The 14468-nt window shown below is 34.1% G+C and carries 18 protein-coding genes; 10 read left to right on the top strand and 8 right to left on the bottom strand.

The genetic code is table 11. From position 1 onward, the window contains the following. Window positions 1–363 precede the first annotated feature (363 nt). A complete protein-coding gene (locus ACHZK0_RS16535; protein WP_270606992.1) occupies window positions 364–1755 on the top strand; it encodes an amino acid permease in 1392 nt (463 codons plus the stop codon). A gap of 48 nt (window positions 1756–1803) precedes the next feature. Here the strand turns inward: ACHZK0_RS16535 and ACHZK0_RS16530 are convergent, their stop codons facing one another. Then, window positions 1804–2823 carry a zinc-binding alcohol dehydrogenase family protein gene (locus ACHZK0_RS16530; protein ID WP_395760697.1) on the bottom strand — a complete coding sequence of 340 codons (1020 nt, stop codon included), beginning with the start codon at window positions 2821–2823 and terminating at the stop codon, window positions 1804–1806. A gap of 187 nt (window positions 2824–3010) precedes the next feature. Here ACHZK0_RS16530 and aiiA point away from each other — a divergent pair, with 187 nt between their 5' ends. After that, window positions 3011–3763 carry a quorum-quenching N-acyl homoserine lactonase AiiA gene (aiiA, locus tag ACHZK0_RS16525; RefSeq protein ID WP_061677651.1) on the top strand — a complete coding sequence of 251 codons (753 nt, stop codon included), beginning with the start codon at window positions 3011–3013 and terminating at the stop codon, window positions 3761–3763. A 40-nt stretch (window positions 3764–3803) separates the two neighbouring features. On the opposite strand, the gene ACHZK0_RS16520 is transcribed toward aiiA, so the two are convergent. From ACHZK0_RS16520 to ACHZK0_RS16510, 3 genes are all read right to left on the bottom strand, one after another. Beyond that, on the bottom strand, window positions 3804–4298 hold the full coding sequence (locus tag ACHZK0_RS16520; RefSeq protein WP_270342672.1) for a hypothetical protein: 495 nt from the start codon (window positions 4296–4298) through the stop codon (window positions 3804–3806). 89 nt (window positions 4299–4387) lie between these two features. Next, window positions 4388–4852, bottom strand: a complete 465-nt coding sequence (locus tag ACHZK0_RS16515) for a DMT family transporter (protein WP_097819482.1) — start codon at window positions 4850–4852, stop codon at window positions 4388–4390. 13 nt (window positions 4853–4865) lie between these two features. Then, complete coding sequence (locus tag ACHZK0_RS16510; RefSeq protein WP_002028123.1) at window positions 4866–5312, bottom strand: DMT family transporter; 447 nt, start codon at window positions 5310–5312, stop codon at window positions 4866–4868. A 109-nt stretch (window positions 5313–5421) separates the two neighbouring features. Between ACHZK0_RS16510 and ACHZK0_RS16505 the strand changes: the two genes are divergently transcribed. From ACHZK0_RS16505 to ACHZK0_RS16495, 3 genes are all read left to right on the top strand, one after another. Continuing rightward, the gene (locus tag ACHZK0_RS16505) at window positions 5422–6114 is read left to right on the top strand and encodes a cyclic nucleotide-binding domain-containing protein (protein ID WP_262741818.1); all 693 of its coding nucleotides are present in this window, start codon (window positions 5422–5424) and stop codon (window positions 6112–6114) included. Window positions 6115–6127: 13 nt separating this feature from the next. After that, window positions 6128–6481 (top strand): glyoxalase superfamily protein, encoded by a 354-nt coding sequence (locus ACHZK0_RS16500; RefSeq protein WP_395760696.1) that lies wholly within the window; start codon window positions 6128–6130, stop codon window positions 6479–6481. Between the two features lie 387 nt (window positions 6482–6868). Then, complete coding sequence (locus tag ACHZK0_RS16495) at window positions 6869–7117, top strand: hypothetical protein (protein ID WP_001969234.1); 249 nt, start codon at window positions 6869–6871, stop codon at window positions 7115–7117. A 36-nt stretch (window positions 7118–7153) separates the two neighbouring features. Here ACHZK0_RS16495 and ACHZK0_RS16490 read toward each other — a convergent pair whose 3' ends face one another. Both ACHZK0_RS16490 and ACHZK0_RS16485 read right to left on the bottom strand, forming a co-directional pair. Further along, a complete protein-coding gene (locus ACHZK0_RS16490; protein WP_395760695.1) occupies window positions 7154–8191 on the bottom strand; it encodes a serine hydrolase domain-containing protein in 1038 nt (345 codons plus the stop codon). Between the two features lie 110 nt (window positions 8192–8301). Further along, on the bottom strand, window positions 8302–8496 hold the full coding sequence (locus ACHZK0_RS16485; protein WP_262741815.1) for a hypothetical protein: 195 nt from the start codon (window positions 8494–8496) through the stop codon (window positions 8302–8304). 133 nt (window positions 8497–8629) lie between these two features. Here ACHZK0_RS16485 and ACHZK0_RS16480 point away from each other — a divergent pair, with 133 nt between their 5' ends. Further along, window positions 8630–8911, top strand: a complete 282-nt coding sequence (locus tag ACHZK0_RS16480; RefSeq protein ID WP_088029435.1) for a hypothetical protein — start codon at window positions 8630–8632, stop codon at window positions 8909–8911. Between the two features lie 29 nt (window positions 8912–8940). Here ACHZK0_RS16480 and ACHZK0_RS16475 read toward each other — a convergent pair whose 3' ends face one another. Further along, window positions 8941–9231: a DUF3784 domain-containing protein gene (locus tag ACHZK0_RS16475; RefSeq protein WP_262741814.1), complete on the bottom strand. Its 291-nt coding sequence runs from the start codon at window positions 9229–9231 to the stop codon at window positions 8941–8943. 195 nt (window positions 9232–9426) lie between these two features. On the opposite strand from ACHZK0_RS16475, the gene bla2 reads away from it, so the two are divergent. Further along, the gene (gene bla2, locus ACHZK0_RS16470; RefSeq protein WP_262741811.1) at window positions 9427–10200 is read left to right on the top strand and encodes a BcII family subclass B1 metallo-beta-lactamase; all 774 of its coding nucleotides are present in this window, start codon (window positions 9427–9429) and stop codon (window positions 10198–10200) included. A 440-nt stretch (window positions 10201–10640) separates the two neighbouring features. On the opposite strand, the gene ACHZK0_RS16465 is transcribed toward bla2, so the two are convergent. Continuing rightward, window positions 10641–11672 (bottom strand): MFS transporter, encoded by a 1032-nt coding sequence (locus ACHZK0_RS16465; protein ID WP_262741810.1) that lies wholly within the window; start codon window positions 11670–11672, stop codon window positions 10641–10643. A 273-nt stretch (window positions 11673–11945) separates the two neighbouring features. Between ACHZK0_RS16465 and hcp the strand changes: the two genes are divergently transcribed. The 3 genes from hcp to ACHZK0_RS16450 all read left to right on the top strand — a co-directional run bounded on the left by hcp (window position 11946) and on the right by ACHZK0_RS16450 (window position 14394). Further along, window positions 11946–13232, top strand: a complete 1287-nt coding sequence (gene hcp / locus ACHZK0_RS16460) for a hydroxylamine reductase (RefSeq protein WP_395760694.1) — start codon at window positions 11946–11948, stop codon at window positions 13230–13232. 424 nt (window positions 13233–13656) lie between these two features. Continuing rightward, the gene (locus tag ACHZK0_RS16455; RefSeq protein ID WP_395760693.1) at window positions 13657–13977 is read left to right on the top strand and encodes a PadR family transcriptional regulator; all 321 of its coding nucleotides are present in this window, start codon (window positions 13657–13659) and stop codon (window positions 13975–13977) included. 75 nt (window positions 13978–14052) lie between these two features. Continuing rightward, window positions 14053–14394, top strand: a complete 342-nt coding sequence (locus ACHZK0_RS16450; protein ID WP_000891990.1) for a DUF1048 domain-containing protein — start codon at window positions 14053–14055, stop codon at window positions 14392–14394. Window positions 14395–14468 lie beyond the last annotated feature (74 nt).

The following is a 14468-nucleotide window of genomic DNA, read 5'->3' as shown; positions in this document are numbered from 1 at the left end:
GAAGAAATACTCTCCTCGGTTATTTATATTGTAATAATATTCATGCCGGAATCATATTGAATAGATGTATTTTATTGTTAATTTAGTTAAAAATTAATCAGACTTATGTATAATAATCTACTGAAAAAATAATTGAACTTTTCAGATAAATGAATTAATATAAGGTAAGTAATTTTAAGATTTATAGAATATTGGAAGATGAAAGGTTTTGAGAATTTTGTAAGGGGCAAAAAAACGATTTTAGGATAGCTTTAAAGTTAGTCTAAAATGACGTTTGCTTCATCATTTTCAGGCCGAAAAGAATTAGGGGAAAGCATCTTGTTTTAAAATGCGGCTATGAATCATCTAAGAGGGGGAAATGAAGTGGCAAACAAAGAATTGAAAAGAGGCTTAGAAGCACGTCATATTCAAATGATTGCTTTAGGCGGAACGATTGGTGTTGGCTTGTTTATGGGGTCAGCCAGCACGATTAAATGGACAGGTCCGTCAGTAATGCTTGCGTATGCAATTGCAGGTATTTTTATCTTCTTCATTATGCGTGCGATGGGTGAAATGTTGTATATGGAGCCGAGTACAGGTTCATTTGCGACGTTCGGTCATAAGTATATTCATCCGTTAGCTGGTTATATGACAGCGTGGAGTAACTGGTTCCAGTGGGTTATCGTTGGGATGTCAGAAATCATTGCGGTTGGGGCATATATGAAATATTGGTTCCCGGATTTACCAGCTTGGATACCAGGTGTAATCGCGATGGTTATTCTTGGCGCAGCTAACTTAATTTCTGTTAAGTCATTTGGTGAATTTGAATTTTGGTTTGCAATGATAAAAATCGTTACGATTCTATTAATGATTATTGCGGGATTTGGACTTATTTTCTTTGGAATTGGTAACGGCGGAGAAGCGATTGGTATATCTAATCTTTGGGCAAATGGCGGTTTCTTTACAGGTGGTTTTTCAGGATTTTTCTTTGCATTATCACTTGTAGTTGGTGCATACCAGGGTGTGGAATTAATCGGGATTACTGCTGGTGAGGCGAAGGATCCGAAGAAGACACTTACAAGAGCGATTCAAAGTACAATTTGGCGTATTTTAATATTCTATATTGGTGCTATTTTCGTTATTGTAACTGTGTATCCGTGGGATCAATTAAGTACAATTGGTAGTCCATTCGTAGCAACTTTTGCGAAAGTTGGTATTACGGCTGCTGCAGGACTTATTAACTTCGTTGTTATTACAGCGGCGATGTCTGGTTGTAATAGTGGTATTTATAGTGCGGGACGTATGCTTTATACGTTAGGTGTCAATGGACAAGCGCCGAAATATTTCACGAAACTTTCTGGAAATGGTGTACCTTTATTCGGTACAGTTGGCGTAATTATCGGTTTAGCGGTTGGTGTTGTATTAAGTTATATTGCACCGAAAAACTTATTCGTATATGTATATAGTGCAAGTGTACTTCCTGGTATGGTACCATGGTTCGTCATTTTAATTAGTCAAATTAATTTTAGAAAAGAAAAAGGGGCAGAGATGAAAGATCATCCGTTCAAAATGCCATTTGCTCCTGTTACAAACTATTTAACAATTGCCTTTTTAATTATGGTATTAATCGGAATGTGGTTTAACGATGATACACGTATTTCACTAGTTGTAGGTATTGTTTTCTTAGCTATCGTAACAATTAGTTTCTACGCTTTCGGAATAGGGAAACGACCTCCGCTAGATGTTCCAAATAATCAAGAGATTTCAAGTAAATAAAGATAGTAAAAAGTCCGATCTCTTATTTAGAAATCGGACTTTTTGTTATTAAAACTTTTCTAAAACGATTTTCCCAATTGTACTTCCTCTTTCAAGCAGTGCATGTGCTTTCTTTACGTTTTCAGCGTTAATTGGTGTGAATGTTTCATTTAAAGTAGTTTTTAAAATGCCTTCATCTAGTAGTTCACTTACTTTATTTAATAGTTCGTGTTGCGTAATCATATCGCCAGTTTCATACATTGCTTTTGTGAACATAAACTCCCAAACGAATGTAGCGCTTTTACTTTTTAAAATACCCATCTCAAGAGGGTGCTCATTTTCTACGATAGAGCAAATTTTTCCTTGTGGTTTAATAAGCTCACATATTGCTTGCCAATGTTGATCTGTATTGTTTAAGCAGAAAATATAATCTACATCTTTTAGCCCAAACTCTAATATTTGATCTTGTAAAGGTTGGTGATGGTTAATAATATAATCAGCACCGAATTTTTCAACCCAGTGTATCGTTTCAGTGCGGGATGCAGTTGTAATTACATTCAATCCAGCCCATTTCGCCAGTTGAATGGCAATCGAGCCAACACCACCAGCACCGCCTATAATTAAAATGTTTTTAAATGTATTCTCATCTTTCTTATTATAATCAATACCTAAACGTTCAAATAAACCTTCCCAAGCTGTAATAGCTGTTAAAGGAATTGCTGCAGCTTCAGCATCATTTAATGTTTTAGGTTTCTTACCAACAATTCTTTCATCAACTAAATGGTATTCACTATATGTACCTTGTCTCGTAATGCTTCCAGCGTAAAACACTTCGTCGCCTTCTTTAAATAAGGTACAACCTTCGCCTGTTTGTACGACTACACCACTAGCATCCCAGCCAAGTATTTTTGCTACATCTTCTTTTTTATCTTTCGGAGAGCGAACTTTTGTATCAACCGGGTTAACGGAAATAGCGTTAATTTTAACGAGTATATCTCTTCCTGTAGCAACAGGTCTTTCAACTTCAATATCAATTAAACTGTTTTCTTCTTCAATAGGTAAGTATTCATGTAAACCAATTGCTTTCATTTGTATTCCCTCCATTAAAGTAAGAGTCATTTTCTCTTTTATTATAGATGGTGAAATGCCATTATGTAAAAAAGTACACTCTTTTTTATTTATGCTGGTATGAAAGTGTGGAAGGAGTTTGTTTCTAAAAAGCAGAATTTTTTACTGTGTTACTTTATCTCAAATTAAATGTAAAGGTGGATACATAATGACAGTAAAGAAGCTTTATTTCATCCCAGCAGGCCGTTGTATGTTAGATCATTCTTCTGTTAATAGTACGCTTTCGCCGGGGAATTTATTGAATTTACCTGTATGGTGTTATCTTTTGGAGACAGAAGAGGGGCTTATTTTAGTAGATACAGGTATGCCAGAAAGTGCGGTTAATAATGAAAACTTGTTTGAAGGGACATTTGTAGAAGGGCAGATTTTACCGAAAATGACTGAAGAAGATAGAATCGTAACTATTTTAAAACGTGTAGGGTATAAGCCAGAAGACCTTCTATATATTATTAGTTCTCACTTGCATTTTGATCATGCAGGAGGAAATGGTGCTTTTACAAATACACCGATTATTGTGCAGCGTGCTGAATATGAGGCGGCACAACATAGTGAAGAATATATGAAAGAATGTAAATTGCCGAATTTAAACTACAAAATTATTGAAGGCGATTATGAAGTTGTACCAGGAGTTCAATTATTGCATACACCAGGACATACTCCAGGGCATCAGTCATTATTAATTGAGACGGAAAAATCCGGTCCTGTATTATTAACGATTGATGCATCTTATACGAAAGAGAATTTTGAAGATGAAGTGCCGTTTGCTGGATTTGATCCAGAATTAGCTTTATCTTCAATTAAACGTTTAAAAGAAGTTGTGATCAAAGAGAAGCCGATTGTTTTCTTTGGGCATGATATAGAGCAGGAAAAGGGATGTAAAGTGTTCCCTGAATATATATAGTGCAAACAGTCATGAGCTCATTTGCTCATGACTGTTTCGTTTAAATAATTTTTTTAAATAAGTTATAAACTTTTTTTGAATTATCTTCATTTAATTGATAATACGTAAGGTTTACATCATCAGGAGTATCTTGCTGAGCAATCATCACTTCGTTGTTGTGATGGTCAACTACCCATATGAAATATTTTTTATAAGTTCCATCTTCGAAAGTAATCCACATATCACAGTCTATTAAATCTGATCCTTCTTCATCTAATGTTAATTTTCCTTTTTTGGCTGTATCCATACTGTTAATGAATGCCTTTAATTCATCTGTTTTTGTAAGAAAGATATCCTTTTTTGTTTTAACTGACTCGACATGTATATCTTTTATTTCCTGTTTTCCTAAAAAGACAGGGGGCTCATTTGGGTCTCTTTGCGTTGAAATGATAGTAGCTTTCTTCTTTGGTTTATTTGCTGTATAGAAATCTTGAATAGATTTTCCCGAGTTGAAAAACCATACGATACCAAAAATAATCAAGGCGCTACCTAGCAGTAAAATGATTTTTTTAATAGAATATTCTCCTCTCTATTACTTCGTATGAAGAGCTTTTCTATTAATATATGATAGGGAAGCGTAAAGTATTATAGTTGAACTTGGTTATGTTTCACAGTTTTTATCGGACGATCCACGAGTAAATTGTAAGTGAGTCCGATTAGTACGAAAATGCCACCGACGACTTTGCCCATTGAGAGTTCGTGTGACAAGATGAAATCAATGATAGTTCCCGCAAATAATTGTCCGATAAAGATGAGTAACGTTAAATAAAATGCTGATATTTTAGGAGTAATATAGTTTGATAACGAAATGACGATAACGCCTACTAATCCGCCTAAGTACACAGCGATAGGAATAGATTGTAACGTTTGCATTGGAATATACAATGAATCTGAACTGAAAATTAAAAATAATGTAGAGAAAAATAATCCAGTAATATAATTAAAAAACGTGCCTTCCCAATTTCCGATTTCCTTTGCTAAATTCGCGTTAATAATTCTAGCAACAACGATAGAAACACCAGCTAAAATAGCGATTGTAATATATAACATTTTTCTGCCTCCATTAATAAATTGTCATGATTATAATTCCGGAAGAGATGAAACATAATCCAATTAGTTTTTTCTTTTCAAACTTTGCAACTTTCATTCCTAATAAGCCGAAATGGTCAATAACGATGGAAGCAATAGATTGACCGAGTAAACTTAATGCGATTGTAATAGAGGCACCAAGGACGGAGAAACTTATATTATTAAAAAGAACAGTGAATACCCCAATCGCTCCAGCACTATATAAAAAAAGTGGAATACTTTTATCAAAATGGATTTTATGTTTGTTTATGATTAAAACGAAAATAACTGCAATTAAACCGACAAGGTGAATGACAACACTTGCTGTATACTTGCCGATTAACTCAGATAAAATCCCATTCAATGGGAGCATAACGGCGATGAGCACACCAATAAAGACAGAAAGAAAGTTATACAATGTAATATCCCCTTTGTATTTCATATTTGTAATGACTGTATCATGCTGAAATTGTGTATTACTATGACATATGTCATAGTGGAAGAAGAAAATTTTGATTACAATGGGGATGAGTTGTAAAGGCGGGGGAACTATGAAGAAAGTATGTAATTCTATTAAATTAGCAGAGTATATGAAACAAAATAATATTGATTCATTTTTTAGTAATGATATGAAGCAGTATATGGAACTTATATTTTTTAAAAAGAATGAATTTATTTGTAGAGAAAATGAAGAGATAGATTATTTATATTTTTTCGTTGAAGGAAAAGCGAAAGCGTTTAATACATTAAGTAACGGGAAATCTGTATTGTTATGTTTTTATGATAGTTTGCAGCTGTTAGGAGATGTGGAGTTAATTCATTCTCAAAAGACTGCTTCAAATGTACAAGTAATGGCAGATTCATATTGTGTTGGTTTACCTTTAGGAAAAGTGAGAAATCAACTATTTCATGATGCGAAATTTTTAAGATGTATTTGCGGATCGTTAGCACATAAATTAAATCGACTTTCAAAAAATAGTACAATTAATTTACTATATCCACTTGAAAATAGGCTTGCGAGTTACATGTTAGCAGCAGGGGAACGAGCGGTGCAGCACGGAAATAGAATTGTATTTAGTGGGAATTTAACGGAAACAGCTGAATTGTTAGGAACGAGTTATCGGCATCTATTACGTACATTAAATATTTTTTGTGATAAAGAGATTATAAAGAAAAACAATGGTTGCTTTGAAGTAGTGAATGTGGATGTTTTGAGGGAATTGGCGGCAGATGTTTATAAATAGGAGGAGAGTATAAATGATTACACCTATATTTAGGATTTTTGATATTGAAAAAGCAAAGCTATTTTACATAGATTTTTTAGGATTTAAACTGGATTTGGAACATCGGTATGAGGAACATATGCCATTATATATGCAAATTTCGTTACAGGATGCTGTAATACATTTATCAGAGCATCATGGGGATGCTTCGCCAGGTGGTGCGATTCGTGTGAAAATAGCGGATTTAAAAAGTTATTATACTATTTTATCAAGTAAAGATTATGAGTATGCAAAACCTGATATAGAGAGAACACCGTGGGATACAATGGAATTAACTGTGATTGATCCGTTTTCAAATAGAATTATATTTTACGAGGAGAGGGCTTAGGCTTACCAAGCAATCCTTTATTAGATTGGACTGTTGCGTTAATGGCTTGGCGAATAAAATAAAGAACTATCATTGAAGATATGGAGCAAAAAAATAGATCAGTAGCAACAGCAGCTACTGATCATCCATATGTACATGAATTAGGAGAGGTCAAACATTTATTAACTTTATTATAATAGATTTTCACGAATAAAAAAACTGAAAATTCTAATTTTGTGTTGAGAAAGTTTTTTGTATCGAAATATATGAAAAAATAGGGATTTTTATTAAAAGAAATAATGATGTTTATATTTTAGTAAATTATGATATAGTCTAAAGGATAAGTATTTCCATAAATGTGATTTCATTAATGTTAATCACATCTATGTGAAGGAGGGAGAAGTAATTATGAAGTTTGATGATCAACGCCTACTAGGAGTACGATTAGGATCAGTACTTGTAACAGAGGAAAATCAATATTTAGTAATTAAGAAAAAAGATCATTATGCATTATTAAATATACATACTTTAGAATGCACACATGTTGAAGTGCAACTAGAACATATTGAAGAAATGTTGCGGGAAGATTTCCAAGAAAGTATAACGGAGATTATCGCACCGGAACATATAAAAATTGTTGCGAAAAATGTAATATAAAGAAAGAAGCTGAAAGGAGCAGCTTCTTTCTTTTCATTATAAGGATAACGTTTTTAAAACGTCACCAATAATCCCTTCCATTTGATGAACGCCGATGTCAGTGTTCGTCATAATAATGGCACCATTACCTCGGTATGGATAGCATACTAGCATACATTGAAATCCAACGCCCCATCCAAGTGAATGAATTTGTAAGTCTTCGTTAGAATCATCTAGAAAGATACCTAATCCAGTCCATTTTGAGCAACCTTGAGGAGAAAGCATATCTTGTATTAATTTTTGAGAAAGTTTTAGTTTGCCCTTTCTTTGTAAGGAATGAATGATTTCGATAACTAAAGCTGATAAGTCTGTTGGTGTTGTCCAAATACCTGAAGCAGCTGCGAATGGATAAAATGGATATTTTTCATCTGTGACAATCCCATCCTTATTATGCCCGCAAGCAAAGGTCTCCATTTTATTTATATCTGCAGTAGAGAATAGCATGCTATTTTTCAGTTGGAGTGGCTGAAAGATATATTCTTCAAGTAAAAGATTGAATGGTTTTCCAGTTATATCTTCAAGTAGTAGTTCAATAATACAAAAGTTTGCATCGGAGTAGTGAAATTCGCTTTCTGGTTTATAAGTTATTTCTATCGGTACTGGGCAATAGGATGTTTTACCGGCAAGGAGTTCAGACATGTTTGGTCGCCCTTGTGCAAATGTATAATGTTCAAAACTATTAGGAGGGTCAATAATTCCAGATTGGTGACTTAGTAAATTTCGCAACGTGACTTTTTTCTGTGAGGTAAATAGATTGGTAGGTATGTTCCAAGATGCGAGTCTATCATTTACGTCTTCATCTAAATGCACGATTTCTTGATCTGATAACGTTAGTACGAGCATTGCAGTGATGAATTTACTAATAGAACAAGAATTGAATATAGAATCCGTAGTGACAGTTCTAGTTGTTCCAGATTCAAGTGTTCCGAAAGCAGCAACTTCGTCTAGTGTGCCATCACGTATAATGGCAAGACTTAAACCTGCAACGGAATATTGTTTCATTTTCTCGTATATGTTGTTACTTATTAAGTTCATAGGGACTCCTTTCTCTAAAAAAGACAGAATGTTAGTTCTATTATACAGTAGTTAATAGAGAGAATGAGAGAAAAAAAAAAACTTCATCTTTTATCGATGAAGTTTTTTAGTTAATTCGAAGTGAATGCTTTAAAAAATTTATCTCGGTACATGTACATTAACCATGAGGCTGTTAGTAAGGAAATAATATTTTGTTTGTTTTGAATTGGCGCATTGAAAACAAGCCAGCCAACGATATCAAATAATAAATGTAGTGCAAATGAAAGAACTACAAATTGTAGTAACGTCTTAAAAAATCTTTTCATAATGTGTCTCCCTAAAATAAAAGGTTTTATCAACAGTGTTGTATATTACTATTATACATTAAATGTTTCCTGTGGTAAAATTTACATAAGTTAGTGAAATAAAACAAATGAAAGCTAATGAGGAGGAATAGTCATGGAATTTTGGATGATCATACCGATAGCGGTCTTTGGGTTTATTTATATTGCTGAAAAATTAAATAGAATTGAAAAGAAAACGGATGCACGTTTAAAGAGGATGGAAGATAGATTACAGCTAATTACGAAAGAAATGGGAATTATAGATAGAGAACCTGAAATTAATAAAGAGTTGCGTCAGCTTATGGAAGAAGGAAAAACAGTTACAGCAGTTAAGAGAGTAAGAGAGGCTTTTGGTTTTTCCTTAGTAGAAGCGAAGCAATATGTTGATAAATTATAAAAAAGATCATCCATTTGGGTGATCTTTTTTCACTGTACCATACGTGTATTTACATAGGCAGCGATTATAACGTGGCCAATTATAATGATAGGAAATAAGATTTTTGCATTAGGAGTAGTGAAGACACTGCCAATTGTGGCAATAGCACCAGCAGTTAAATTATAAAGACCCACTATTTTTGATAACTTCATTTTATCTAATACACGGCGTTCGTTGAATCCTGATAAGAGCCAAGTGTATTGCTTTACTCCGATGAAATAGGCTAGTGCAAATGAAATGATTGCTAGTATGAATAATGATGGGGAAGCGAAGAGAGTCATTGAAAACACCTCCGTTAAAGGGCTGTAAATAAATTATAGTATGGATGTTATAATTTAACAAAATTAAAGCGTACAAAATTTGTGCGCTTTTTAATAATGTTATGAAAAATATGTAAGAAAAGATGGAACAAACATTTGAGATGAATTGTCTAATATAGGTAATAACTATTTTGTTTGAAAGAAAGGGTGGAGAGAATGAAAAAGAGTACGTTATTAAAAGTAGGGGTATGTGTAAGTTTATTAGGATTAACTCAATTTGGTAGTACAATTTCTTCTGTACAAGCGGAACAAAATCTAGAGCAAAAAGTAATAAAAAATGAGACAGGAACTATTTCAATTTCGCAGTTAAACAAAAATGTATGGATTCATACTGAGTTAGGTTATTTTAACGGAGAAGCAGTCCCTTCGAACGGTCTAGTTCTTATTGCTTCTAAAGGGTTAGTACTTGTCGATTCTTCTTGGGATGATAAGTTAACGAAGGAATTAATAGAGATGGTAGAAAAGAAATTTAAGAAGCGCGTAACGGATGTCATTATTACACATGCGCACGCTGATCGAATTGGTGGAATAAAAACATTGAAAGAAAGAGGCATTAAAGCGCATAGTACAGCATTGACTGCAGAATTAGCAAAGAAAGATGGATATGAAGAACCACTTGGAGACTTACGGAGCATTACGAATTTGAAGTTTGGAAATATGAAAGTAGAAACGTTCTATCCAGGGAAAGGACATACAGAAGATAATATTGTCGTATGGTTACCGCAATACAATATTTTAGATGGAGGCTGTTTAGTGAAATCAGCGTCCGCTAAAGATTTAGGAAACGTCGCTGATGCTTATGTAAATGAATGGTCTACATCGATTGAGAATGTGCTGAAGCGATATGGAAATATAAATGCAGTAGTGCCTGGTCATGGGGAAGTAGGGGACAGAGGATTACTTTTACATACATTGGATTTATTGAAATAAAAAATTATGGGAATATAAAAGCGAGGAGAAACAATTTTCTCCTCGCTTTCTTCTAGCTATATTTAAATGCGAAGCCTGCATACGTTATTGAGATTTTAATTCCAAGTATACAAATACCAGTACCGTCATAATTGCTATAACAACGTAAGTAGCATCAAGCATTATAAGTGTTTTTAAAGTTTCAGTCATTCTCATTCACCCCTGGTATAAAAATATAAACATAATCTCTTGTTAATTAGATAAGAGATTACAATGTGCATGAAATTTCTTAAGTAGATTCTATATAAATATATCATATAAATAATGTAAACATTGTAAAGATAGTGTAAATGTATTGTAAAGAAAAAGGGGGCTCATCATGTTTATAAATCTTTTTGTTTGTAAATACTATGTATCTCTCAAGTGCCAGGTAGAAAACAGTTATAACATGTGAAAAAAACTTACTTTGACACATCAATCACGATGCTAGTTGTTACTACATTTTCCTCTATTACTTCTACCTGTACTTGTTCATCGTTTCTCCAATTGATATTGAAGTTGTCTGTCGTATACATTTCCTTAAGAGTGACATCTTTATATTTTTCTAAAATGCTACCTCTTTTCCCATAATAGATTCTTACAGTTGAGCTGGGACTTGGCCCTTTTGATTTTATTGTTTCTCTAAGCTCGATAATATTTATGAGATTTGGAGATTCACTTTTTTGAAAGGTAAAGGAACTGACCACTTTTTGTACCTTCTTAAAAACAGGACCATTGGATTTATTTGATATGTTAAATTCCACAACTTCAGGTACGGATTCTTTTTCTCGTAGCGTTATCGTTGCCTCATAATCATTTTTCCAATCTATGGAGACATCTGAGGAGTCGAGACGTTCCCCGTCATTTGCAATACTTGTGTCAAAATGTTCCCATAAGCCGTATTTAATTCTGACGGGAGTGGGACCAAGAGAAGAGTCTGAATCTAGTTTCACTACTTTAATCGTATTTTTATTATTTGGAGAATGACTTTTTTTAAGTGTAATGTCCTGTAAATACAAAATGTAAGACAAACAGCCTACTACTAAAATAATTGGAATTACGATACGTAAGGCAGTAATGTGACGTCTCCGTGTGGCTTTTTTCTTAGTGCTTTTACTATTTTGTTCAAGTTCTTTTTCAATACTCGTTTGAACCGTTACTTTTGGCGGGCGAATAAGCCACCAAATGAAAGCTATTAGTAGTAAGCAAAGAGGTATTCCTTGAATAAAGAAAAAACCTTTCCAAAAATCTAGTCTCGTACTATACGGTGAATCTGTTGCCATCACCCCTATAAAAAGTGCCATTGGACTTGCAAGTATATTTATCCCTAAACCGATCAATACGAATGAAAGATTTTTATTCCTAATTTTTCGTGACCCAGCCATAATAAACAGAAATACTGCAATACCGAGTATAAGAAACAGTATTCCGTAATAAACCATCATATATACCATATTATCCCTCCATAACTTTAATTGTACCATCAGTAAGGAAAATTTTGTGAAATGTTAGATGGATATGATATTTGTATTCTTTAAAAGTGCATCGATATATGATGCAAATAAATCATGTGCAAGTATGAATATCAGAAGACAGTAAAAATATTATGTCAACAATGTGAACTGTCACAAATTTTTATATGTTATTGTGATTGATATCACATCCTTTTTTTCAAATGGGTATTATGCTTGATTTGTAAGGAATGATTGGGAGAGGGTGGGATAATCATGTTTTGTTATCAATGTGAACAAACGCCAACAGGCGGATGTAAAGTGATAGGTGTTTGCGGTAAGAATGAAACAATTGCAAGTTTACAAGATACGATTGTGTTTGGATTAAAAGGAATTGCTGCTTATCGTACACATGCTGCACAGCTAGGGTATACGGATGCATTTGTAGATGCTACGACGCAAGAAGCATTGTATATGACATTAACCAATTCTAACTTTAACGAACAAGAACATATTGAAATGGCTATGAAAGTAGGGAAATCGGCTTTACGAGTGATGGAGTTGTTAGATGCGGCACATACGAATCATTTTGGTGTTCCAGAGCCTGTTCAAATTACACAAAACCATGTAGAAGGTAAAGCAATTGTAGTTACTGGTCATAATTTATTTGCATTAGAAGAGCTATTAAAACAAACAGAAGGAAAAGAAGTTAATATTTACACGCATTCTGAAATGTTGCCAGCACACGGTTATCCGCAGCTGAAAAAATATAAACATTTAAAAGGGAACATCGGTAAGGCATGGTATGATCAACGACGTCTTTTTGAAAAATTTACAGGGGCCATATTAGCGACAACGAACTGTGTGATGCCAATTAAAGGATCATATTCTGATCGATTCTTTTCATATGATATTGCCGGTTTAGAGGGTGTACAAAAAATTGAAAATGATGACTTCACGCCGTTGATTGAAAAAGCGCTAGAACTTCCAGAAGTACATATGGAGTCGGATGAACAGTTAGTAACAGGATTCCATCATAATACAGTATTATCATTAGCTCCAGAAATTATTGAGGCCGTAAAAGAAGGAAAGATTAAGCGATTCTTCGTCATCGCAGGTTGTGATGCACCAGGAAAAGGCGGAAAATATTATCGTGAATTAGCAACGTCACTTCCACCAGAAACAGTTATTTTAACGACTTCTTGCGGGAAATTCCGCTTTAATGATGTGAGTTATGGTGTTGTACCTGGTACGGATATTCCGCGTTACATTGATTTAGGACAATGCAATAACTCAATTTCTACAGTGAAAATAGCGGCCGCTTTAGCAGATGCTTTCCAATGTGAAGTGAATGAATTACCAGTAAGTATTGTCCTATCATGGTTTGAACAAAAAGCGGTTGCCATTTTACTTGGGCTATTTAGTCTTGGTATCCAGGATATTCGCATCGGTCCAAAGGCGCCTGAATTTATTTCACCTGGCGTGCTTGATGTATTACAAGAAACATTCGGTTTGAAATTGATTACAAATGCAGCGGAAGATATGGAAATGATGTTATCGTAACAAAAGGATGATCTGTCTTATTAAGAGAAGAAGAGCTAACCTATAGCGCCCCAAAACAAAAATGTAGAATATTTGTTTTGGGGTATTTTCTTTTCTTAGCGGGATAGGTAATAGTTGATTTTAGAAAAATATAAAAATCAAGTTGACATTTACAACTACTCAGTCATACAATGTAGAAGTAATAGGTGATACTGAGTAGCGTTGTTTCTCAAAATATTTTCAGTAAACAATAGGTAAGAGCGGATTTTAGAAAAATTTTGAAAAATGGTTGACATTCATTGCTACTCAGTCATACAATGTAGTTGTAATAAGTAATACTGAATAGTGTGGTTTCACTCAAAAACTATTCAGTAAAAATTCGCCTTAGTACTCTGTGATACTGAATATAAGTCAGACAGAATAGGGGGTAAAGGAGGATCAGGATATGGAGAATTTAACTGAAATGCTGAAAGGTTCACTGGAAGGGTGTGTACTGGAAATCATTAGCCGCCGTGAAACATATGGATATGAGATTACCCGCCACCTGAATGATCTTGGATTTACTGAAGTTGTAGAAGGGACGGTTTATACTATCCTCGTACGATTAGAAAAGAAAAAGCTTGTAAATATCGAAAAGAAACCATCAGATATGGGACCGCCTCGTAAGTTTTACTCATTAAATGAGGATGGTCGTCAGGAGCTTGAATTGTTTTGGGAAAAATGGGATTTTTTATCTTCAAAAATTAACGTCTTGAAGTCAAACTAGCCTCATAATATAAAATGTTTCGGCACATAATTGGAGAGTCTCTTGTTCTGCTTTATAAAAAAGGAGGAAAATAAGATGTTGGAAATGTTTAAAAAATTAATTGGTGATAAAAAAGAGTACAAAATGATGATGGCACGTGTTGGAGCACTACCGGAAGATTATCAGTTTGTGTTTAAGAAAATTCAAAACTACATGTGGAATTTCTCAGCGGGTAATGGGATGGATATGCTGCACATACAGTATGAATTAATCGACTTGTTTGAAGCTGGTGCAGCGGAAGGCAGACAAGTGCTTGATATTACTGGGGAGGACGTAGCATCTTTTGCTGATGAACTTGTGGCAAATGCGAAAACGTACGTCTCCAAGTATCGTGAAGATTTGAATGAAAGCATTATGAAGAAATTGAGAAAAAAATAAGTGGAATAAGTCATACCGACTGATTAGCTGGTTACCAATGTGAAATGCCGCCATCGCTATTCAGTTATATTTTT

The organism is Bacillus sp. 3G2 (assembly GCF_044324725.1).
In the GTDB taxonomy this organism is placed as follows: domain Bacteria; phylum Bacillota; class Bacilli; order Bacillales; family Bacillaceae_G; genus Bacillus_A; species Bacillus_A mobilis.
This window is presented reverse-complemented; position numbering and strand designations above follow the sequence as displayed.